Source organism: Planococcus antarcticus DSM 14505, from assembly GCF_001687565.2.
Classification (GTDB): Bacteria; Bacillota; Bacilli; order Bacillales_A; family Planococcaceae; genus Planococcus; species Planococcus antarcticus.
Genome location: NZ_CP016534.2, coordinates 2,529,306 through 2,550,627 on the forward strand (window position 1 = coordinate 2,529,306; position 21,322 = coordinate 2,550,627).

Genomic DNA, 21,322 nt, shown 5'->3' on the forward strand with positions numbered 1-21,322 from the left:
CGCTAGAATCTAGTTCGTTGTAGATAGAACTGATTTTCACCTTTTATAAGCATAAAAAAGGCCTCTAAAAAGAGACCTTTCCCATTATTGTTAGGCTTACCTTCTTAGCTGATAAATTTGCTTTTTGAGCTGCTTCAACACAACGCGCCTCGTCAAGATCCCCATAAACATTTCTTCGTCGTCTATGACGCATAGAAAATTTTGGTTAATGACCATATCAAGCGCTTTTTGAAAACGTTCGTTGACGTGAATCAAAGGCAGATCTTTCTCCATGATATCTTCTACGGGGATATCAGAAAGCCGTTCGTATTCTATATGATCCATTCCAAGAATTGCATCCGTAATCCGTTGTGCATTGATCAAGCCGCAAAAGCGGTATTTCAAATCCAGTACCGGAATGGCTGAATAGCCTGTTTTTGTCAGAACGAGCAATGCATGTTCAGCACTATTGCCCATCTGGACATGTGCAACTTTTTCAGAAGAAATGATATAGTCTTCGATTGGTGTATCCAGAAAATCTCTGCTTGGTAATGAAATCATGTACTCTACTCCTTTTGCATCCTCTGTATTTAGATGCCATCCATTCAAATTTCATCATAACACATCAGGATTACTGAAACTATTTAATTGCTGTGCAAATTTACTTAAAAAGGAAATTTATTCAGCCATTGGCCACCGTCCAAAGTAACGATTTCTCCATTCATATAAGCGGCTTTCTCCGACATGATAAAAGCTGCAAGTTCGGCCACTTCTTCAGGTTTACCCAGTCTGCCAAGAGGAATCGATTCCAAAGTCCGCTTTGCCGCTTTCTCGGATTCCCAAAGTTTATCTGCTCCGCCAGTCCGCTCGATCGGACCAGGTGCAATCCCATTAACTCGGATGCCAAATTGCGTTCCCCACTCAACAGCGAGTGTTCGCGTCAACGACATGACACCTGCTTTAGCAGCAGCTGAATGTGCAACTCCGGCTCCAGCATTCCAGGCATAAGTCGCAAGCATATTCAGGATATTTCCTTTAGTGCCGTTTTCAATCCAGTAGTTGCCAACCGCATGAGAACAGAAAAAGGTACCATTCAAGACAATATCAATTACCGACTTCCAGCCATTCGGCGACAATTTTTCCGCATGGACAATAAAATTTCCAGCGGCATTATTGACCAGCCCGTCCACTCTTCCAAACTTATCATGAGCGAATTTCACCATCGCTTTGGCATGTTCTGATTCCCGAACATCCATTTGAAATACCTCAACTGAACCGCGATCTCCTGAAATCGCTTTCACAGCTTCGTTAAGTTTTTCCATGTCGCGTCCTGTTATGACGACATTGGCCCCTTCTGAAGCAAATTTCTTAGCCATATGCAGCCCCATGCCGCTCGAGCCGCCTGTAACAATAATTGTTTGATCCGTAAACATGCAAACATCCCCTTTAGATTAGATTACTTACATTGAACGAATAATTTTCACCTGCCGCTAGTCTGCCGAACTGGCACCGAATAATAATCACAATCTATTGACTGCACGCCTTGCCTTCTACAGGCTGTATAAGGCAAGGCAAAAAGAGAAGCCCCTTTTAGTTCAACTTATACTACATTACTGTTCTACAGAGTCGCAGATTTCTCCTTTTTATTGCATGCACTCCTTCAGTATACAGTGACTAGTAATTTTGATATGATGGTATCGAAACCACCATTATTTTGAATGAAAGGAATGAGTACATGTCATCTACCAAGTCAGATTCAGATATCGCACAAGCCATTTTCACGGTTAACAGACACGCAAAAACCGCTCCCGACAATCAATATTTGTATGCGCTGAAAAAAGAAGCTTTAAATCTAATGATTGAAACGCAGCGCGCCCATAAAATTGGTTTGCACTTCAGTAAAAACCCTCAGAAAAGTCAACAACAATCTTCAGTCCTCGTAAAATGTGGCAATTACTATTTTCATACGCTTCCGAAAAAAGAAGATTTCTCATCACTCGAACATTTGGGCCATCTGGACGATACGTACCGTAATCCTCCCAGCCGAATGAATTTGAAAGTGGCGAAAGAAATCTTACGGACTCTGACTGGATTGGAACCACAAAAAAAAGAAGCGGCAGTCTCTAATTCCACCAAATCCTATCAACCCCGTCAGATCGATCGGTTTTATTCACCAAAAAAATCTTATTTTGATTAATATGAGTATTAAGCCGGAAACCTCCACGGGTTCCGGCTTTTCTTATTCCTTATAATGTTGAATTAAAGTTTGAGTCCCGTTGTCTTCATACCCCTGAGCCGCTAGTTCTTCGTACATACTCAAGGACAGACGAAGTCCTGGCAACTTTAATCCCCAGCTCTCTGCTTCTTCTGCTGCAATCTTCATGTCTTTGATGAAATGTTTGATGTAAAAGCCAGGACGAAAATCTTCGTTGATCATTTTCGGCGCTAGGTTTGACAGTGACCATGAACCGGCTGCTCCGGAAGAAATAGATCGCAGAACACGCTCTGGATCAAGGCCGGCTTTTTTTGCATAGATTAGTGATTCGCAAACTCCAATCATAGTGCTGGCAATATTAATTTGGTTACACATTTTAGTGTGTTGCCCTGAACCAGCAGGACCTTGGAAGACAATATTTTCACCGAATAGGTTGAGTAGTGGAGAAATTTTCTTAAAGACGTCTTTTTCACCGCCAACCATAATAGACAGAACTCCATTTTTAGCACCGATGTCTCCGCCTGATACCGGTGCATCCAAAGCATGAAGACTTTTTTCAGCAGCGGCTTCAAAAATCCGTTGCGCCAAACGCGGCTGGGAAGTTGTCATATCAACCAGCACAGATCCTGCTTTTGCATGTTGAATAATGCCTTTCTCACCAAAATAGATTTCTTCTACATCAGATGGATAACCGACCATGGTGAAAATAATCTCACTATTTCCAGCCACCTGCTTAGGCGATTCAACAAGAACTGCACCTGCTTCCACAAGGTTTTCTGCTTTTTTAGCCGTTCGTGTATAAATGGAAACCTCATGCTCGTGCTCTAGTAAATGTTTGACCAAGCTATTGCCCATAACTCCAGTACCGATAAATCCGAGCTTCATATGTATTTCCTCCTTCTGTATACCATCAGTTTAGCAAAAATCTTCAGGATATTCACTCTTGTAACCAAAAAGGAAAGAAGCCACAGGTTCTTGTCACTCTGCAATTGCAAAAAAAAAGAAGCCGATCCGTAAACGGACCGACCACAAAAGGGGGAAATGAGAATGTTGCTGTGTTCAAGTATACTATGCCCTCCTTGAAAGCACTTTAAACATTTTCTTTTAAATATTTGCCTTTTATTTTTTCGATTTCATTAATAAAGTCCGTGGCCTGGGACCCGGGCAATTGCTTATCCCCATATCGGACTCGGTCATAGGTCCTGTAAAAGGAGTCTGTGACATCCCATTGCACTCGTGTTATCCACTCGCGGACCGTCTCGTAATTTTTCCGTCCCAAGTCCTGCTCTTTTGCCATTTGCTCAAGATCACGAAAAACTTCTCTGATTTGGTGCAAGTTCATGTTAGTGCCACAAGATGCGTAAGTAGTCGGCATATGCTGTTCTGAAGATTGATGGTCATGCCTTTTGATGCTGCTTAAACTTTCTTGCATCGGCGCTTCTGAATCGGGTTTTACTTTCCTCAGCCATAACACAAGTGCAATTACGCATACCAGCACGACAATCCCCAAAAGCATTTCAACTGGAAAATCTGTCGGCATTGTCTCGCTTGCTGTAGTATCGTTCTGCGCTGCTTTCTCTTCCGGCCCAAGCTTGTCTATCGTTTCCTGCATTTCTCCTTCTGTCGATAAGCCAGACAAAAATTTACTGGCCTGCTCAAGTAACAAAGCGAGTGGCCAAAACACAATCCGAATTGCCCCGCCTGCAGCCCAACCTACCAATTTCCGGACTTCTTCTGCAACAAAGAAAGTGCTGATTGCCGCTAAGGCAGAAATACTGAAAACAATACCAAATGCACCAGCCGCTTGACTGAGTTTCGCACCGTCTTCCCTGGAATGAAGGTAACCATACAGCAGATGAGAAGCCACATAGAACAGCACTACAACAGGAACAATAGTGAAAAGCAAGCGACCTGTCTGCTCTTCAGGATTTAGCAGAAGTATAATCCAGCAGATACTAAAAACAACCGTAAACTTCATCAAAAAATGATGGCCATGATTGAATTCTTCATTGAGAACCGAATAGCGCCCATGGAGCAGGTAAATAGTTAGCATACCTAAAATCAGCGCCAGCCACAATGAAATACCCGTTATCCACATGCCAAATACCGCAACAATAGAAATGCCGATTACCCATACCAGTCGGTAAGAGTACCTAGAAAAAAGCATAAAGGAAATGCATGATGCCAGCAAAGCTATTAACAACCAGTTCCAAACTACCGGCAATGCCGCCGCTTCCTTAGAAACAAACACCAATACCAGAGAAATAATGAAAGCATCCAGCATAAAGTAGATGGCTGATATTAAACGTGACTTCATGCCGGATCACGTTCCTTTCTTCCTGGCAGGACAGTCAATTCCGTCTGGCCGCCCCATTTGGTGATAAAGCGTATGGCTTCAAGCGGCTCATCGGTCAATAGGTAGGTCGTATAAGGTAGGTCTGTATGGATATCCAAATGACCCAGCATGGCACGATAAGAGAGCGTAGCGTTGTTTTTCGAAATAACCGATAACAACTCTAATGCTTGTTGCCGCTGCTTTTGCCCAAGTCCCGTAGACAAATATAAATAAGGCATTTTACCGGCTGAACGGATATTGACTGCCAATGCATAAGGAACTCCCGCGCTAAAGCAGTTCTCAATATAGGACGCCAATTCTTCGATCCGCTCTTCCAGATCGTAGATGGTACCGTAATGCGCAGAAACATTCAGTGCAAAAAGCATCGATTCATTGGCTACTTGTGAAAAGATTTTGGTCTGGTAGTTTTGCATTCTGACACTGGCTTTCCAGTGGATTTGATTGAATTGATCAGTTGAGACGTAATCGCGCGTCCCAACTGGCTGAAAGGCATCATCAAACAGAGAATGCTGCAAATTGAATTGACCTGGTTTCTGACGGGACGGTGTATAACCAAAAGGATATTTCTGAAGTTTTGGAAATACCAGTTGTTCATGCAGGATCATGGGCTGGTACTCAAGGGTCATGCTGCCTTCTCCGAACGGATGTGGAATCAGCACTTCCATTTTCTTAATGCGTGACAGTCCCCTTCTTTTCCCGCTGATAGGCACATCAATTTCAATCGTCTGTTTGCTGCCGATGGTAAAAGGCAGATCAAGCTCTACTAAATCTCCAAAGTTTGCAACTCTTTCGCCTGTTGGTTCCACAGCATCGTGAAACCAGATCTTCAATTGGCCGCCCCAAATCGGCAAGCCATCATTTTTAAAAATGAGTTTCCAAGAAGAATCTCCTCCGTACAGCACACGCTTGCGTATTCGACTGTTTTGAAACATTAATTTTTTTCCGACTCGATTCGAGTAAAGCAATTGCAAACCAACCACGGCCGCTACAAAAACAATGACAGCTGCAGCTGTAAACTGCAAAAACGCCATCGCCATAAAAAACAAGACAACTAAAAAGCCTAATACCCATTTCATATTTTTCGTATCGTCATCATGACGTATCCACACCATCTAAAAAGCCTCTACCGGAGAAGGCACTGAATTTGAGATTTCGTGTAAAACAGCTGCAGGTTCGTGGACAAGCATCCCTTCAGCCGTCAGCATCAAACGGTGGACTGCTACAGGTTCGAGTATGTATTTGACATCGTCAGGCGTCACAAAACTTCGTCCTTCCATAAACGCTCTCCCTTGAGCTGCATGAACAAGTGCTAAGGCAGCTCTCGAACTCAAGCCGAGTTCAATTGACGGGTGCTCACGGGTTGCCCGGACTAGCGCTAAAATATACGTCTCAATATCTTCGTGGACCGCCACTCTGCCAGCTTCAACTCGCCACGTCCGGACATCTTCAACTGAAGCAATCGGTAAAATTTCTTTTTTATGGGAAACATTATCTCGGAAATTCCGGATGATGGAAAGCTCTTCTTCATATGCAGGATAACCGATCTCCAAACGGAACAAAAAACGATCCAACTGAGCTGCAGGAAGTGGAAATGTTCCTTGTTGCGATTCCACAGGATTTTGGGTAGCAATAACAATGAACGGATCCGGCAATTGTATGGTCTCACCATCAATAGTCGCCTGTTTTTCTTCCATCGATTCTAGAAGGCTTGACTGTGTCCGTGGCGTTGCACGGTTAATTTCATCAGCTAGCAGTAAATTGGTTTGCACCGGACCCGCTCGCAATTCAAACTCCTGGGTTTGCGGATTAAAAAAGCGAATGCCTGTCACGTCTGACGGCAAAACATCCGGTGTGAATTGAATTCGTTGAAATTGGCCGGCAAACGACCCGGCAAATGCTTTAGCCATCCAGGTCTTGCCTGAACCTGGTACACTTTCAAGCAGTACATGCCCCCCTTGAATCAAAGCAATCAGCATAAAATCAATTTCTTTTTCTCTGCCAACTACCAACTTATTTAACTGCGCTTTGGTCTGCGTTAACTTCTCCATTTTGTCCCCTCCGCTTGCATTTATGCTTGGTTATTTCGACGGTTCTTCTGTGTACGTATAAACGGTCTTTCCATGATGATGAGCTGTGCCTCTAAAATGCTTGAAATCTTCTCGTGCAATCAATATATTGCGGAAATCCAGAAAATTTTCTTTCTCAATCGTAATAGATTCGATTTCCCTTTTTTTCAATTCTTCGAGTTGCTGGTTGTAGTCAATCATGAATAGTTCTCCTTTTGACTTAGTTTTGATGAATCCTTCTGTTATAATACTAGACGAATGATAAATATCGTATTCAGCAAGTATAATTTGAAGCCATTTCAGACAGACTTCGAAAATCTGTACTTGGCAATAGTATACAGCAAGAAAACAAGTCGGACACCTTTGTCCATGCCGCTATCAATAAAGTGGGCCCGTTTTCAATTTATAGGAGGATTTACATGATTAACTTTTTGAAACAGCATCCTTTGATTTTGATGCTGCCCCTGGCTTTCTTTTTATATAATTTAGCCTTTGAAAATACTGCCATTTTTTGGTATATGTACACATTTGCAATGCTGATTTTAATGTCTCTTGCTATTATTTTCGTCAAAATTTATGACGAACTTGTCACTTGGAAATCTTTGGTTTATGGCTTGGGTTATGGAACTCTCTTGTATGGAATTATAGCTGCCGGATTCCAACTACTTCTTCTGTCTCCTTTCAACATATCGGGACCTGTCGATTCTTTCTTATCGGCATTTGCGCCTGTCTCGATTTGGCATTATCTCCTTTTGATGTTTATCATCGTTCCGGGTGAAGAAATTTTCTGGAGAGGTTTGGTCCAGCAAAAGTTGAAGCAATATGTCTCCACACCACTTTCAGTTTTAAGCAGTGCCATTCTTTTCGGTTTGGCACTGGCATTGAGCGGATTTTGGCCTGGTGTGGTGGCAGGTATTGCAGCTGGGCTGATTTTAGGACTGCTTTATGAATGGAAAAGAAGCTTGCCTGTCATCATCGTTGCCCATCTTATCATGATCGTTCTGCTGTTCTTGATCCTGCCACTGCCTGTATAAAGTGAAACATTCTTCCCTTTCGAACGTCTACTAGACAAATCGATAGGGAGGAATTTTTTTATGAAGAAGAATTTATTGTTTTTATCATCTTTCCTAACAATCGGCGTCTTGCTGACAGCTTGCGGAACGCCAGATACTGCTGTAGAAGAAGACACAGGTACTACGTCTGAAGAAGACACAAATGACAATGTACCAACTGAAGAAGCAGCGGAAGAAACGACGGATACCAGTGATAGCTCAGAAGAAGCTGAACCTGCTGGCACACTTACACAGAGTGAAGAACAAAATTACGAATTATATGTGCTAGATGGCTATGACCTGACAGCAGAAGAACCGAAAAAAGATGCACTGTATGCAATAGATAATTCAGCTGTCTTCATGCGTATCGAGGCATTTGCTCCTGGAGAAGTCGATTTTGCGGCTGCTGAAGAAAATATGAAACAAACCCTTCAAGCCGTCAATCCCGATGAAGAGCCTACTGAAGTTATGGATTTCGATAGAGCTGTTTTTGAACAGGTTACGGCTTATGAAGTGCCAAGCACGGAAGGTACTGTAACCGGCATTGTTTTTGAAAAAGAAGATCTTTTGGTGCGTCTGACGCTTTTTGACGACAGCACTGTCAATGCCACCGAAGACTTTATCGTCATGGGAAGCTCTATTGAACACCTAGAACAATAACCCAAAACGACAAAAAGGCCATCCGGAATTCGGATGGCCTTTTTTCCATTTAATAGGATAAGTCTTTGATCGATAAACCGAGTTTCTTCATCAACTCAATCGCTTGCTCTTTTTCTTCGCTTGACAACGCATTCGTCAGTTCGTGTAGCTTTTTTTCATGTTCCGGAAAAATCTGTGCCATAAACTCTTTGCCTTGCTCTGATATCTCAGCATAAGTCACACGACGGTCACTTGGGCAATTAGCACGCGTGATATAGCCCCTTTTTTCAAGCTTATCGATCACATATGTGATGGACCCGCTTGCCAGAAGGATTTTGCCTCCTATTTTTTGAAGAGGCTGTTTTCCTTTATGGTATAGAAGCTCCAAGACTGCAAATTCAGTCGGATTCACTCCGCTTGCTTGAAAAAAATGATTTGTCTGTTCGGTGATTGCTTTATGTGCACGCGACAGTACAATAAATAATTTCAGTGATTGTTTGATCTCTTCATTCATTCTATCCACTCTTTCCACTATTTAAGTTGCATTGCACTAATTATAGTCTTTTTAAGTTTGAATAACATCTTCTAGAATCTATTTATGCCTTTAGCCAATGATTACACGCTCTTTCGGATAATGGAATTTTGTCGGGTCTGTTTTACCACCAATCGTAAATAGGAATGAAATCAAACCGACTCGTCCGACAAACATTAAAGCCATGATGATGAACTTCCCGGTGTCCGACAAATCATCGGTTATGCCCAGTGACATTCCGCATGTACCAAACGCCGAAGTAATTTCGAACATGATTTCCACGATTGTTGCCTGTGGTTCCGTGATGAGCAAGGTAATGGTCGCAGCCAGCACCATGGAGACTGCCAGAAAGATAACGGCAAAAGAACGAAAAACATCAATCAGTTCGATTTCGCGCTTAAATATCTGTATGGTGTTCTTTCCACGTGCGAAATTGATTAAAAACAGAAAAGCGATGGCAAAAGTCGTGGTCCGGATCCCGCCTCCCGCTGAACTTGGTGAAGCACCGATAAACATCAATGCGCTCATAAAAACATTTGTGGCATCGCTGAATTGTGTAATATCTACAGTTACCAAACCTCCAGAACGCGATGAAACAGAATGAAAGATTGCTGCAAATGCAGACTGGTGCCAACTCATCCCTCTAAATGCATTGAACGATTCCAGCAGCAGGATGCCAATGGCTCCGACGGCCAGCAAAATCGCAAATATGCTTGTTGTGATTTTCGTAAATAAAGAGAAGCGGAAATACTTTTGTTTATTAGACAGGAATTCCTTTACTTCAATCAAAACAGGAAAACCAATAGCTCCTAAAATGATGAGAATCATATTAATGATTTGGACAAAATAATCATTAAAATAAGGCATCAGCGATTCTCCCGTAATATCGAAACCTCCATTTGTCGTGGCTGTAATGGATCCAAAAACTCCGTGTAGCAACGCTTCCTGGAATGTTGGAAAATACTGGGTAAAGTAAACTGTCAGAATAATCGCTCCTATCGCTTCAATCAGCAATAGGATTTTTACGATTTCAACGATTAGTTTAACGACACCGGACATGCTCGACTGATTATGGTCAACCATGATCAGCTGACGCTCACGCAAGCCGATGCGTTTGCCGACGAGCAGCCAGAAAAACGTACCGATCGACATGATGCCAATTCCGCCTAACTGCAAAATAAACATCAAAACGACGATGCCAAAAACCGTATAGGTTTCAACAACGTTAATGACTGTCAAACCAGTTACGCTCACCGCACTTACTGCGGTGAACAAACTATCAATTAAAGAGATGGTCATCCCTGGTTTATGGACATTTGGCAACCTCAACAATAGGAATGAAACAGCAATTGCCACAAAATAATACGAAACAATTACCTGGGCAGGTGTAAGATTCCTTACTTTTTGAAATGATCTATTCATAAGACATGGATTCCCTTCAGCGTTTTACTCTCTCCTCATTCTATGAAAAGAATAGACAAAAAGAAAGAGAAATCGAAAATCTATTTATGCGACACTAAAGAATTTGCTTTTAAAACCACTTAGAGCGAGCATGTCTGAAGCAATCTCTTGATGAAGACTCTTTTTCGCATTTTTCTGGATTTTGCTGAGTTGCAGGAGCACTGAGTTTTCAGCAATTGTTTTATAAATGAAGCATTCATTCTCCAAAATCAGCATCCAAAAATTGAAAAGAGCAGAAGAACTTCTTCTACTCTTTCTTTTTATCCTCTTTTTCTCTTTCCTTTTTAGGGAAGTTTCCGGCTTTCTTCTGCTCTTTTTTCTTAACAGGAGCATCATCAGCTTGTTGCTTTTTCTTTTGCTGTCCCGGTGGAGTTTTTATTTCTTTTTTCACTGCAGGGTTGCTGCCAGTGGATGCCTCCTTTTTCTTCTGCTGTTTCGCTGCTTCACTGTTTTTCTGCTCTTTATTGTGAAGGGGTTTCTGCTTTTTTTTCTCGACTGGCTTTTCTTTCAGCTCACGATTTGTCGGCTTTTCTTTATCTTTCGTTTTCACTGGAGCAGTATTCTTGGTTTTACTTAAAGATTCATCCCTTTTATCCTTTTGCTTTGGTGTTTTATGCTGTTGCTCTTTCTTCAGAGATGGATCGTTTTTTTTCTTTTCTGCTGCTGGAAGAACTACTTTTTCTTTTACTGCAGGAGTAATTTGTTTCTTTTTTTCAGCTGGTTTATTTTCATTTTGCATATTTGTTTTTGCGTTGTCATTTTTTTCGGTAGACTTATTTTCTGTCTCCCTCTCGCTTGGTGTTTCTTGATTATCAATCGATTTTCTCTCTTTAGGAGCAGGCATCTCATCTGTTTCTCTGACCGGTTCTTGTACTTCAGAATTTCTTTGGACCTTCAAAGTCTCAGCCTTTTCAATCATTTGACCGACCGGTATAAGATTTTTCTTAGATTGACGCCATTGTTCCCTCGTAGCTTCCTTCATCTGAATTGCTACTTTATCGCTTTCCACAATTGAAGAAACCGCTAGGACGACTTTCTCTATAGACTGTTCAGACTCACTGCTGTCTTCTCCAACAGAAGTGATGACGATTTGTTTAGTCTGCTCGGTAACAGCCAGTTCAAACACGCGGTTTAACACATCGAAGAGGGAATCGTTTTCCCAATCATCAAGTTGATCAATCAGTTCACCTCCATCGCTGTTCAAATCTCGGATAGACACTACTTCATATCGGTCATCAATTCCCAGTTCAATGCCCGGATTAATTTCAACCTGCACATAGCTAAATGCCTCTTCCTCAGGGAACAACAAAGCAGACATAAACAGAATAAAGACAGCCGCCGCTGCTAATACAGGTGCCATCACGGGATTCCAGTGAAGCAGCCGTTTTTTCTCTAACGGATAAAAACTTACTTCTTCTCCTATTGAAGAGTTGCTAGCAGGTGTTCCTAGAACAAATTGTCCATTCTTTATCAAAAAAATTGAGTGGTCGTGGTTTAGTTCAATGCATATTCCTGATTTTATCCGCATTAGTTTAACCACCCCTTCAAATAATCTTTTAAGAAATGCAGATCGCTCATTTGCAACAATGCCATTGCAATTATGTATTTTCGATTGCGTTCAATTGTCTTACGGGAAACCTTTACCAGATTTTCAATTTCCTTAATCGGTAACTTTTTCTTATCCATCAAGTAATGCTTGTATTCATCCGTTTCAGCCACTAACTGAGCAATTTGAATGGAGGTCTTGCGTGCATCTTGGTGGACAGGCGATACTTTGACCAGCGTCCCGAACGATAAGCCATACTCTTGAAGCTTTTCTTCGTACAAGTAAATTTCTTCACGTCTTTTTTTATCTTGTTCCTTTATGGTATAGGCAATGGAAGCGGCATGATCTGCGACGCAGTTGTGTGATTCTGGGTCAATCGCCGGCATGAAATCGTGACTGAATTCAGCCTGACGGCTTTCCTTGCGTATAAAGTCAATGACGCGTCTGCGAATGACCATATGTGCAAAAGTCAGAAACGATGCATTGTGAATTTGATCAAATTTTTGTACAGCTTCATTGAATGCAGAAAGCGCGACACTGTATTCATCGTCATGATCATCGATAAATCGTTTGCATACTTGAGATGCCACTTTTTTCATAAAAGGTGAATATGAAAAAAGCAAATCGTTCAGCGCTTGTTCGTCGCCGCTCTGTGCTTGTAATACCATTATTTCAGTATCGGATTTTTCAACACGTTCGAATCTCCCACTTAATGATGACAAAAGCACACCATTCACCTCTTCTCAAAGTCACTGCTTATTTGATTGTAACTTTGAAGAATAAGATTGGAAAGAGGCAGATTTTTCCGTTCCTACAATTATTCGCTTGTAAAGCTGTTCTTTAGTCGGTTGGTTCTAATAGATCACTATACTCATGTTTCACATCAAAAAGATTACAGAAAAAGGTGCATTGAATTGGCTTCAATGCACCTTTTATTCATTTTCTCTACTTAGAGTGTCTTTTTAATTTACTTCTTGTGCCTTGGCTTCTTCTTTATTTTGCTTGACTCCCAAGATTCCACCTACTACCACGATGCCGAGCAATACTGTCCAGAAGATAAGTGTCCATGGCGTAGAGTGTGGGAAGTCATATGGCAATACACCTACATTTTCGTGAGATAATGTCATGACCAATAATTTCACTCCAACCCAACCAACAATAACAAAAGCAGCTGTTTCGAGTTGTGGATATTTTTCGAGCAACTGCACGAATTTATGTGCTGCAAATCTCATGATAATTACACCGATTAATCCACCGGCAAGCATGACCATAAACTGGCCTGAATTGATGCCGCCAATATCAGCCATACCGAAGACATTTAAATACGGCAATGTTACCGCTAAAGCTACTGCTGCAAGCATGGAATCGATGGCAAAAGCAATATCAGCCAATTCGACTTTTAATACCGTCATCCAGAAGCTTGAACCTTTTTTCTCAGGTTTTGCATCAACGCCTTCAAGAATTTCGTTCGTATCCCCTTTGTGCTGATCATATATGCTCTTGATTGAAATGAACAATAGATAAGCCGCACCGAGTGCCTGGATCTGCCAGATATTAACCAGCAGTGTAATCATAAACAATGCTGCAAAGCGGAAAACAAAAGCTCCCACCAATCCATAAAATAAGGCCTTTTTCTGTTGTTCTTTCGGCAAATGCTTGACCATTACCGCCATTACTACTGCATTATCTGCAGCAAGCAACCCTTCAAGCCCTACTAAAACCAATAAGACCCAAGCATACTCCAATATTATTGCTTCCATTCAGTTTTCTCCTCCTATTTTTGACCACAAAAAAGACCAATGCCTAAATAAAGGCAAAGGTCTCGCTAAGCAAATTTCTTTTGCTATCACAACCGATGGCTACTAACCATGTATTGACGACTGTGAAATAGTTTTCCCTATAGCTACTCCCCCTTGACTGAAAGTCAAAGTGTATTATTTTGTAATATCAGTATAGCATCATTTTTATTTAGGTAGTAGTTTAAATGATCGGAATTTGAAATTTTTTGTCTTTTTTATACAAATTGTAAAATTGCACCATGGCTGGCATGGTCTCCAGAAAATCAGCGCAGCGTATGCCGCTTCCTGCCAGCAGCCTTTCAACATTTCGAGTGTCAAAATCAGCTGACCACGTCAAGTAGTCCAAGGTTTCTTTTTCGACACCTAATGCTCTTCTTACTAGAGCGATAGACAAAGACAATTTAGCCAGGCTATGGGGCATACGTCCATTTGGGTTCTTGCCGGTCATCAAATAGACCATGCTGCGATAAACTTCTTCAACGGGATGAGGATTGGGATCCGTCAAGTGGACGGTTTGGCCAGCTGCTGCTTCCAGTGTGCTGAGATAACTGGATGCCTCTAAAATATAATCGATCGGCACGACATTTATGTAGGATTTGGAACGCCCGACAAATGGAATGATCGGCAGGAACTTGATCTGATCAATCAGATTCAGGAAAAAATACGGACCATCGAACTTGATTGTCTCACCTGTAACCGAGTGGCCGCGGACAATGCCGGGCCGGATAATTGTAACAGGAACTGTCTTCTTCATTTCGTCCACCAGCAATTCCGCTTCAAACTTGGTTTCTTCATAAAAGTTTTTAAAGGCTTCCGGACGCTTTAACTGATCTTCGTAAATAGTTCCTTCTTGATTTCCTGCTACATACGCGGTGCTGAAATAAACATAACGCTTCAGATTAGACAATTCTGCTATAAACTCGTTGACGTGGCGAGTTCCTTCCACATTGACTTTCCACGCAAGATTTCTTGGAACTGCCAAATCATAGATGGCAGCGAGATGCCAGAAGGTCACTTTTTTTCCTTTAAGATACTCTTTATCAATTTCTGATAGACCTAGACCGACTTTGGTAATATCCCCTTCAATCAACTTAATGGTCGGGCAATTGGTTTCATTTTGGATCCGTTTAGCTTCCTCTTCTGCCTTTGACCGCTCCGACGATAAGATGATAGCTGAAATCGATTCGTTTTGCTGCGCATGCTGTCGGATCAATTGGCTGGCAATAAACCCTGGAAATCCTGTAAACACCACTTCTGTCATAGCTTCAACCTCCTTTTATTTAATAATACTAAATTTTCCGATAAATTTCCGCAAAAGAAAAAAGTAAACCTGAAGGCTTACTTTTTATTCATTCTTCTCGTTTGTCGATCAAATAAGCTGTAAACAATCGGCACAATGTAAAGTGACAGCAGAGTCGAACTGATTAGTCCGCCAATTACTGTAATTCCCATCGGCTGATTGATTTCCGTCCCTTCTCCAATACCAATTGCAAGTGGCAATAACCCAAGAATGGTAGTCAATGCTGTCATCAAAATCGGGCGGCGGCGATCATGGACCGAAGTGACGATGGCATCATAGGAATCCATTCCCGCCTCTTTCCGTTGATTGATGTAGTCAACCAGCACAATCCCATTATTGACAACGATACCTACCAGAACCAGTATACCGATAACTGCAGTGATGCTGATCGGTGTTTGAGTGACGAACAGCGCAATCGCTACCCCAATCGCCATCAATGGCACGGTGAACATAATAACTAATGGATACTTAAAGGATTCAAACTGTGCGGCCATGACAATATAGACGAGTACAACAGCCAGCAATACAGCCATCATCATATCGTTTATGGAGTTATCCAGCAGCTCGCGGTCGCCTCCGAATGAAATCAGTGTATTTTCATCCAGATTCAAACTTTCGATTGTAGTATCCACCTGGTCAGACATGTCTCCCAATGTGATACTCGATTGATGCTGCAATGTAAAGGAGACGCTGTCCGACTGATCTACACGCTGTATGCTGACAGGACCCTGGGCAACTTCAATGTCTGCCAGTTCCTGAAGCTCCACGAATTCTCCTGCGGGCGTTCGAAGGGATAAAGCCCTGAGCTTTTCTAGGCTGTTTCTTTCCCCTTCTTCGTAGGCAACATAAACACTAAGAACTTCATCATTGTCTGTCAACACCTGTGTAGCTAGAACCCCTCGCGTGATGTTATTGACAGTTTGAGCTATTTGAACCGGTGGCAGGCCATATTCAGTAGCCGCTTCACGGTTGATGGTCATTTGAATTTCATCGATGGTTTCCTGACGGTCATTCGTCAGTTCCGTAACTTCCGGAAGCTCCGCCAAGGCAGTCTCAATATCAGCGACTGCTCCATCCAGACGCGAACGATCCGTGTCCGTTACAGTGAACGATAAGGTGTTTGGTGAGGAGCCGGCTGCTGTCTGCAAATTGAAGCTGACCATCGCACGTTCTCCCACAGTTTCCAGAATCTGAGGCTGCACGTCATCCACAAAATCAAAAATCGAACGGTCCCTATCTGCCAAATCCACCAATTTCACATAAATTTCAGCGACATTCGATTCCGCAGATCCTTGTGCCTGTCCCTGCTGAGTCGAACCGATCAAGCTGACGTAGACATCTACTTCTTCTTCAAGCTTCAGTTCATCTTCAATCAGATTGACTACTTCGTCAGTCGCAGCTCTAGAAGAACCATTTTCGAGTTCGACAGAAACACTGACAAATCCTTCATCTGTAGCCGGTATAAATTCTGTACCTACCTGCATAACACCAAAAGCACCGACAACCAATAACACCAATGCCGTAAACAACACGATGATTCTATGGCGCAATGCCCAAATAACCGAGCCCTCAAATGCTTTGACGCTTTTTGAAGTGTCTTTCTGTACTTTCGGCTTCGTGCCTGGTTTGCCTAGCATTCTCGATGCCATCATCGGAATGACAGTTAAGGCAACCGCCAAAGAAGCAAAAAGGCTGAACGAAATTGTTAAAGCGAATTCAAAGAAAATTTCTCCGATCAATCCCGAGATGAATATGACCGGAATGAAAACCGCTACGGTAGTCATGGTAGAGGCGATGATCGCCCCGGAAACTTCCTTGGCACCTTCAGAAGCAGCCTTTTTAGCATTCTTGCCCATCGCTAAATGACGTTCAATATTTTCGATAACAACAATCGCATTATCCACCAGCATCCCGATCCCTAAAGCCAAGGCACCTAACGTTAAAATGTTCAAGGCGAAATCGGCAAAAAACATGAGAACAAATGTAACGATAACCGAGTACGGAATCGCTACACCTATAATGATTGGACTCTTAATACCGCGAAGGAAAAAGAACAGGACCAGCATGGCAAAAATACCACCCAAGACCAGTGTTTGGCCAATATTGCCGATAGCGAGCTTGACATAGTCTCCTTGGTCAAACAGAATATCCGCTTGAACTCCTTCGAAGCGCTCTTCGCTCAGCAACTCATCCAGCCTTTCCTGGAAGGCATCTGATACATCCGCTGTATTTGCTTGCGATTCCTGCAGTGCAGACAGCAGGACAGCCGGCTCTTCATTGGTTCTTGTTTCACTATTGCTTTCGCGTTCACTTACATTGACTTCCGCCACATCACCAATTGTGATATTATCGCCTTCTATCGGGTCAATGGTCAGAACCAAATCCCGGATTTCCTCTACATTGGTCAAGGTGCTGATAATCCGAGTTGTCAGGTTGCGTCCATCTTCAGTCTCAATCGGTTCCCCAGGCAGCGAAATGTTGTTAGCTTGGATCAGCTGTACAACATCTGATTGCTGCAGACCCCGCTCTTCAAGTTCTGCCTGATCTAACTCGATTTGAATTTCTTCTATTAAAGAACCTGAAATGTTGACGCTAGCTACTCCATCAGTTTGGCGAAGTTCCGTTTCAAGTTCTTCTGCAATTACACGCACGTCGGCATCTGGATCACTTGAACGCAAAGATAATTGAAGAATCGGGAATTGAGAAGGATCAAACTTTAAAAACCGCGGATCATTTGAATCATCAGGAATTGGCGTCTGGTCGATCCTTTGGGCAATATCTGATTGGACATCGTCTATATTCGTTGACCAATCAAATTCCAGCAGGATAAAATTTGACCCTTCCTGGCTATTCGATTGAATTGATTTGATGCCTGGCAACGTCGCCAGGTTCGCCTCCAGAGGCTTGGTCACTTTTTCATTTACTTCTGTCGGGCTTGCACCTGGGTAGTTGGTCACAACTACACCGATTGGCGGATTGAGTTCAGGGATTAACGTAATCGGGATACGAGTAAATGATACCGCTCCCAGAATAATGATCAAAAACATGATAACTAGTGTAAAGACTGGTCTTTTTATCGAAAAATCGCTTATTTTCACTTGCTCAACCCTCTTTCCTTATTCTTCTATCATAAGAAAAATAACTTGCAACCGCAAACTTTACAGAGCTTGTTCACTTATCTGCCACTTTTTTGAAAAAAACAAAAAAACCTGCCAGTAGCAGGTTTTTATTTTTATAACAGACTGTATAATCGAATGTTCGGATTTTTATCTTGGAACCAGCGTGTCGCAAACTCGTTCTCGAATAAAAAGACATAGTTATCGAAACGGTCACGCACAAGCATCGAACGGCCGCTCGACATTGATTCTTTAACATCTTCTTCGTTTTCAATCCAGCGTGCGATCTTAGAACCGACTGGCTCCATTCGTACATCTACATTGTATTCATTTTTCATCCGGTGTTCGAATACTTCAAATTGAAGCTGCCCGACTGCACCAAGAATGACTTCTTCCAAATGAAGTGTTTTGTAATATTGGATGGCGCCTTCTTGCACAAGCTGAAGGATTCCTTTGTGGAAGTGTTTTTGTTTCATGACGTTTTTAGCGGTTACTTTAACGAAAAGCTCTGGTGTAAACTGTGGCAGACTTTCAAATCGGAATTTTTTCCCACTCGTAATCGTATCTCCGATTTGGTAATTTCCAACATCGTGAAGACCGATAATATCTCCTGCAACAGCTTCGTTGACCAGTTCGCGATCATCTGCTAAAAATTGTGTTGTCTGTGACAGTTTGATGTTTTTTCCAGTACGCGTCAAAGTCACGTTCATGCCTCGCTCGAACTTCCCGGAGACAATCCGCACAAAAGCGATACGGTCTCGGTGAGCTGGATTCATATTGGCTTGAATTTTGAAAATAAACCCTGAAAACGGCATATCGATTGGGTCAATTATCTCTTCTTCCTGCGTAATACGTGGCTGCGGTGAAGGAGCAAACTGCAAATAGGTTTCAAGGAATGTTTCAACCCCGAAATTAGCCAATGCACTTCCGAAGAAAACCGGCGTCAATTGACCTTTTTTTACACGATCAATTGAAAATTCATTGCCGGCTTCTTCCAACAACTCAATATCATCCATTGCCTGTGTATAGTAAGAAGTCTTTTTCATTTCATGCTCTTCGATCATTTTTCCTTTTTCATCAAGTTCAAGGAAACGTTCTCCTTCTGAACGAAACGGTTCGATGCGTTTGTTGAAACGGTCATAAATCCCAAGAAATTCTTTACCCATTCCGATTGGCCAGTTCATTGCGTAGGATTGGATACCAAGAACTTCCTCGAGTTCTTCCATTAATTCTAACGGCTCTTTACCTTGGCGGTCCATTTTGTTAATAAAAGTAAAAATGGGAATGCCACGCATTTTACAAACTTTAAATAACTTGACGGTCTGAGCTTCAATCCCCTTGGCAACGTCGATAATCATAACTGCACTGTCGACAGCCATCAACGTACGGTACGTATCCTCACTGAAATCCTGGTGTCCAGGAGTGTCGAGAATATTGACACGGTGTCCCGCATAGTCAAATTGCATAACGGAAGAAGTAACAGAAATTCCGCGCTGCTTTTCAATTTCCATCCAGTCAGATGTTGCGAACTTGCCACTTTTTTTAGCTTTGACCGTTCCGGCATCACGAATAGCTCCACCGAATAACAATAGTTTTTCTGTTAAAGTCGTTTTCCCGGCATCCGGGTGGGAAATAATAGCGAAGGTTCTTCTATTTTGAATTTCATTCTTTAATTGGTCTGACATGTTTATACGCTCCTTTAATCTACTCTCTTCATATTAGAGAAGGGGACTGAAAAAAACAAGGAATTTTAACGACTGCATAAAAAAGGAGCCTTTGGAGGCTCCTTTTTTACTGAAACTTCTTCAAAGCTTCTTGTGTCGCGATTTCTTTGTCGCTATGCGGATATTTGGTAGAGCCGATAATCTGATAATCTTCATGTCCTTTTCCGGCAAGAATGACGATGTCGCCCGTCTCTGCTTGCTGCACAGCATGCTTGACCGCTTCTTCTCTGTCTCCGATGCAGGCAAAATTGCTATGAGTCATGCCGATTTTCAGATCCCCTAAAATACTGTCATAACTTTCATCGCGCGGATCATCCGTTGTCAGGACCACGTAATCTGCAACCGACGCTTTTTCAGCCATAATAGGACGCTTTGTTTTATCTCGGTTACCGCCCGTGCCTACCAGGAAAATAATGCGGTTCTTTTTAAAATCCTGCACAGCCTCAATCGCTTTTTCGATGGCGTCGGGTGTATGCGCGTAATCAATAAAAACAGAAATCGGCGCCGTCAATTCAACTTTTTGCATACGACCTTCAACCGGTTCGATCGCTGACAGAGCTGTCAGGATTTCACCCAGCTTATAGCCTTCCGCATACAAAGCGGCAATTGCTGCCAACGCGTTCGATACATTAAACTCACCAAGCAGCTTCATGGCCACCGAAAATTGTCCTTCTTTGCAATCTAGAGTAAATCTTGTTCCTTCATGCGTCAATTGAATGTCTTTCGCCTGGAACTGCGCGTTATTCTGAATCCCGTATGTGTACACCGGATGAGGAGTCATTTTTGCTATTTCATTGGACCATGGATCATCAGCATTTAAAATCGCCTGTTTCCGGTTGGCAAGATCCTGACCAAGCTGAGAAAACAACAGGCTCTTGGCATGGCCGTATTCTTCCATTGTTCCATGGAAGTCCAGATGATCATGCGTTAGATTGGTAAAAATGGCGGTATCAAATTCTACTCCGGCTAGCCGACCCAAAATTAATCCGTGCGAAGAAACTTCCATAGTCATGTGCGAACAATCTTCATCACGTGCGCGTGCAATCATCTGCTGTGTCGTCAATACATCGTTTGTCGTATTAGCTGATGGATGCACTTGGCCATTCAAGTTAAATCCGATTGTTCCTGTTAAAGCCGATTTCTCGCCAAGCTCCATGAGCATCGAGTGCAGGATCCCTGCTACACTGGTTTTGCCGTTGGTTCCTGTGACGCCGATCATGTGAAGAAGCTTGGAAGGATAATCGTAAAATTTCGCAGCCAATAGTCCGAGCGTCCGCGAGGTGCTTTCGACAAGAACGACCGTCGCATTATCAATCGTTAATGGTTTCTCTGCCACAATCACTGTAGCACCCTGATCTGCTGCCTGTTGTGCAAAATGATGGCCGTCCACTGTATAGCCTGCAATACATACGAAAATCGAATCGGCTTGAATATCGCGGGAATCTATTGTCAGGTGCCCGATCGTTTCCGGCAATGTGCCGTTAATCTGCTTATTGGGAACTGCCGCAAGTAACTCTTTGCTGTTCATGAAAACCTC

General features: G+C 42.5%; 19 protein-coding genes. 3 read left to right on the top strand and 16 right to left on the bottom strand.

Annotated features, from left to right (window positions below):
* Nucleotides 1-96: 96 nt before the first annotated feature.
* Together cbpB and fadH are read right to left on the bottom strand one after the other, a co-directional pair.
* Nucleotides 97-540 carry a cyclic-di-AMP-binding protein CbpB gene (gene cbpB, locus BBH88_RS12675; RefSeq protein WP_006831022.1) on the bottom strand — a complete coding sequence of 148 codons (444 nt, stop codon included), beginning with the start codon at nt 538-540 and terminating at the stop codon, nt 97-99.
* Between the two features lie 104 nt (nt 541-644).
* Nucleotides 645-1,412 carry a 2,4-dienoyl-CoA reductase gene (gene fadH / locus BBH88_RS12680; protein ID WP_006831021.1) on the bottom strand — a complete coding sequence of 256 codons (768 nt, stop codon included), beginning with the start codon at nt 1,410-1,412 and terminating at the stop codon, nt 645-647.
* A gap of 302 nt (nt 1,413-1,714) precedes the next feature.
* On the opposite strand from fadH, the gene BBH88_RS12685 reads away from it, so the two are divergent.
* A complete protein-coding gene (locus BBH88_RS12685) occupies nt 1,715-2,176 on the top strand; it encodes a YkyB family protein (protein WP_065536724.1) in 462 nt (153 codons plus the stop codon).
* 42 nt (nt 2,177-2,218) lie between these two features.
* Here BBH88_RS12685 and BBH88_RS12690 read toward each other — a convergent pair whose 3' ends face one another.
* The 5 genes from BBH88_RS12690 to BBH88_RS12710 form a co-directional block, all read right to left on the bottom strand.
* Nucleotides 2,219-3,079: an NAD(P)-dependent oxidoreductase gene (locus BBH88_RS12690; RefSeq protein ID WP_006831019.1), complete on the bottom strand. Its 861-nt coding sequence runs from the start codon at nt 3,077-3,079 to the stop codon at nt 2,219-2,221.
* A 205-nt stretch (nt 3,080-3,284) separates the two neighbouring features.
* Nucleotides 3,285-4,511 carry a purine-cytosine permease family protein gene (locus BBH88_RS12695; RefSeq protein ID WP_006831018.1) on the bottom strand — a complete coding sequence of 409 codons (1,227 nt, stop codon included), beginning with the start codon at nt 4,509-4,511 and terminating at the stop codon, nt 3,285-3,287.
* Nucleotides 4,508-5,662 (bottom strand): DUF58 domain-containing protein, encoded by a 1,155-nt coding sequence (locus BBH88_RS12700; protein WP_006831017.1) that lies wholly within the window; start codon nt 5,660-5,662, stop codon nt 4,508-4,510. The genes BBH88_RS12695 and BBH88_RS12700 overlap by 4 nt, the downstream gene beginning before the upstream one ends.
* The gene (locus BBH88_RS12705) at nt 5,663-6,598 is read right to left on the bottom strand and encodes an AAA family ATPase (RefSeq protein ID WP_006831016.1); all 936 of its coding nucleotides are present in this window, start codon (nt 6,596-6,598) and stop codon (nt 5,663-5,665) included. It lies immediately after the preceding gene.
* A 30-nt stretch (nt 6,599-6,628) separates the two neighbouring features.
* Nucleotides 6,629-6,817, bottom strand: a complete 189-nt coding sequence (locus BBH88_RS12710) for a hypothetical protein (protein ID WP_006831015.1) — start codon at nt 6,815-6,817, stop codon at nt 6,629-6,631.
* A 218-nt stretch (nt 6,818-7,035) separates the two neighbouring features.
* On the opposite strand from BBH88_RS12710, the gene BBH88_RS12715 reads away from it, so the two are divergent.
* Nucleotides 7,036-7,650 carry a CPBP family intramembrane glutamic endopeptidase gene (locus BBH88_RS12715; RefSeq protein ID WP_006831014.1) on the top strand — a complete coding sequence of 205 codons (615 nt, stop codon included), beginning with the start codon at nt 7,036-7,038 and terminating at the stop codon, nt 7,648-7,650.
* A 60-nt stretch (nt 7,651-7,710) separates the two neighbouring features.
* A complete protein-coding gene (locus BBH88_RS12720) occupies nt 7,711-8,328 on the top strand; it encodes a hypothetical protein (protein ID WP_006831013.1) in 618 nt (205 codons plus the stop codon).
* Between the two features lie 49 nt (nt 8,329-8,377).
* Here BBH88_RS12720 and BBH88_RS12725 read toward each other — a convergent pair whose 3' ends face one another.
* From BBH88_RS12725 to BBH88_RS12765, 9 genes are all read right to left on the bottom strand, one after another.
* A complete protein-coding gene (locus BBH88_RS12725) occupies nt 8,378-8,821 on the bottom strand; it encodes a MarR family winged helix-turn-helix transcriptional regulator (protein WP_006831012.1) in 444 nt (147 codons plus the stop codon).
* A 90-nt stretch (nt 8,822-8,911) separates the two neighbouring features.
* Entirely contained in the window at nt 8,912-10,261 is a 1,350-nt protein-coding gene (locus tag BBH88_RS12730) for a TrkH family potassium uptake protein (RefSeq protein WP_006831011.1), read from the bottom strand.
* Nucleotides 10,262-10,547: 286 nt separating this feature from the next.
* Entirely contained in the window at nt 10,548-11,828 is a 1,281-nt protein-coding gene (locus BBH88_RS12735) for an anti-sigma-I factor RsgI family protein (RefSeq protein WP_006831010.1), read from the bottom strand.
* Nucleotides 11,828-12,574 (bottom strand): RNA polymerase sigma-I factor, encoded by a 747-nt coding sequence (gene sigI, locus BBH88_RS12740; protein WP_006831009.1) that lies wholly within the window; start codon nt 12,572-12,574, stop codon nt 11,828-11,830. The genes BBH88_RS12735 and sigI overlap by 1 nt, the downstream gene beginning before the upstream one ends.
* A 234-nt stretch (nt 12,575-12,808) precedes the next feature.
* Complete coding sequence (locus tag BBH88_RS12745; RefSeq protein ID WP_006831008.1) at nt 12,809-13,606, bottom strand: TerC family protein; 798 nt, start codon at nt 13,604-13,606, stop codon at nt 12,809-12,811.
* Nucleotides 13,607-13,826: 220 nt separating this feature from the next.
* Complete coding sequence (locus BBH88_RS12750; protein WP_006831007.1) at nt 13,827-14,906, bottom strand: SDR family oxidoreductase; 1,080 nt, start codon at nt 14,904-14,906, stop codon at nt 13,827-13,829.
* A gap of 77 nt (nt 14,907-14,983) precedes the next feature.
* The gene (locus BBH88_RS12755) at nt 14,984-18,043 is read right to left on the bottom strand and encodes an efflux RND transporter permease subunit (protein ID WP_065536723.1); all 3,060 of its coding nucleotides are present in this window, start codon (nt 18,041-18,043) and stop codon (nt 14,984-14,986) included.
* Nucleotides 18,044-18,177: 134 nt separating this feature from the next.
* Nucleotides 18,178-19,746 carry a peptide chain release factor 3 gene (locus BBH88_RS12760; protein ID WP_006831513.1) on the bottom strand — a complete coding sequence of 523 codons (1,569 nt, stop codon included), beginning with the start codon at nt 19,744-19,746 and terminating at the stop codon, nt 18,178-18,180.
* A gap of 106 nt (nt 19,747-19,852) precedes the next feature.
* The gene (locus BBH88_RS12765; protein ID WP_006831514.1) at nt 19,853-21,313 is read right to left on the bottom strand and encodes a UDP-N-acetylmuramoyl-L-alanyl-D-glutamate--2,6-diaminopimelate ligase; all 1,461 of its coding nucleotides are present in this window, start codon (nt 21,311-21,313) and stop codon (nt 19,853-19,855) included.
* Nucleotides 21,314-21,322: the final 9 nt, after the last annotated feature.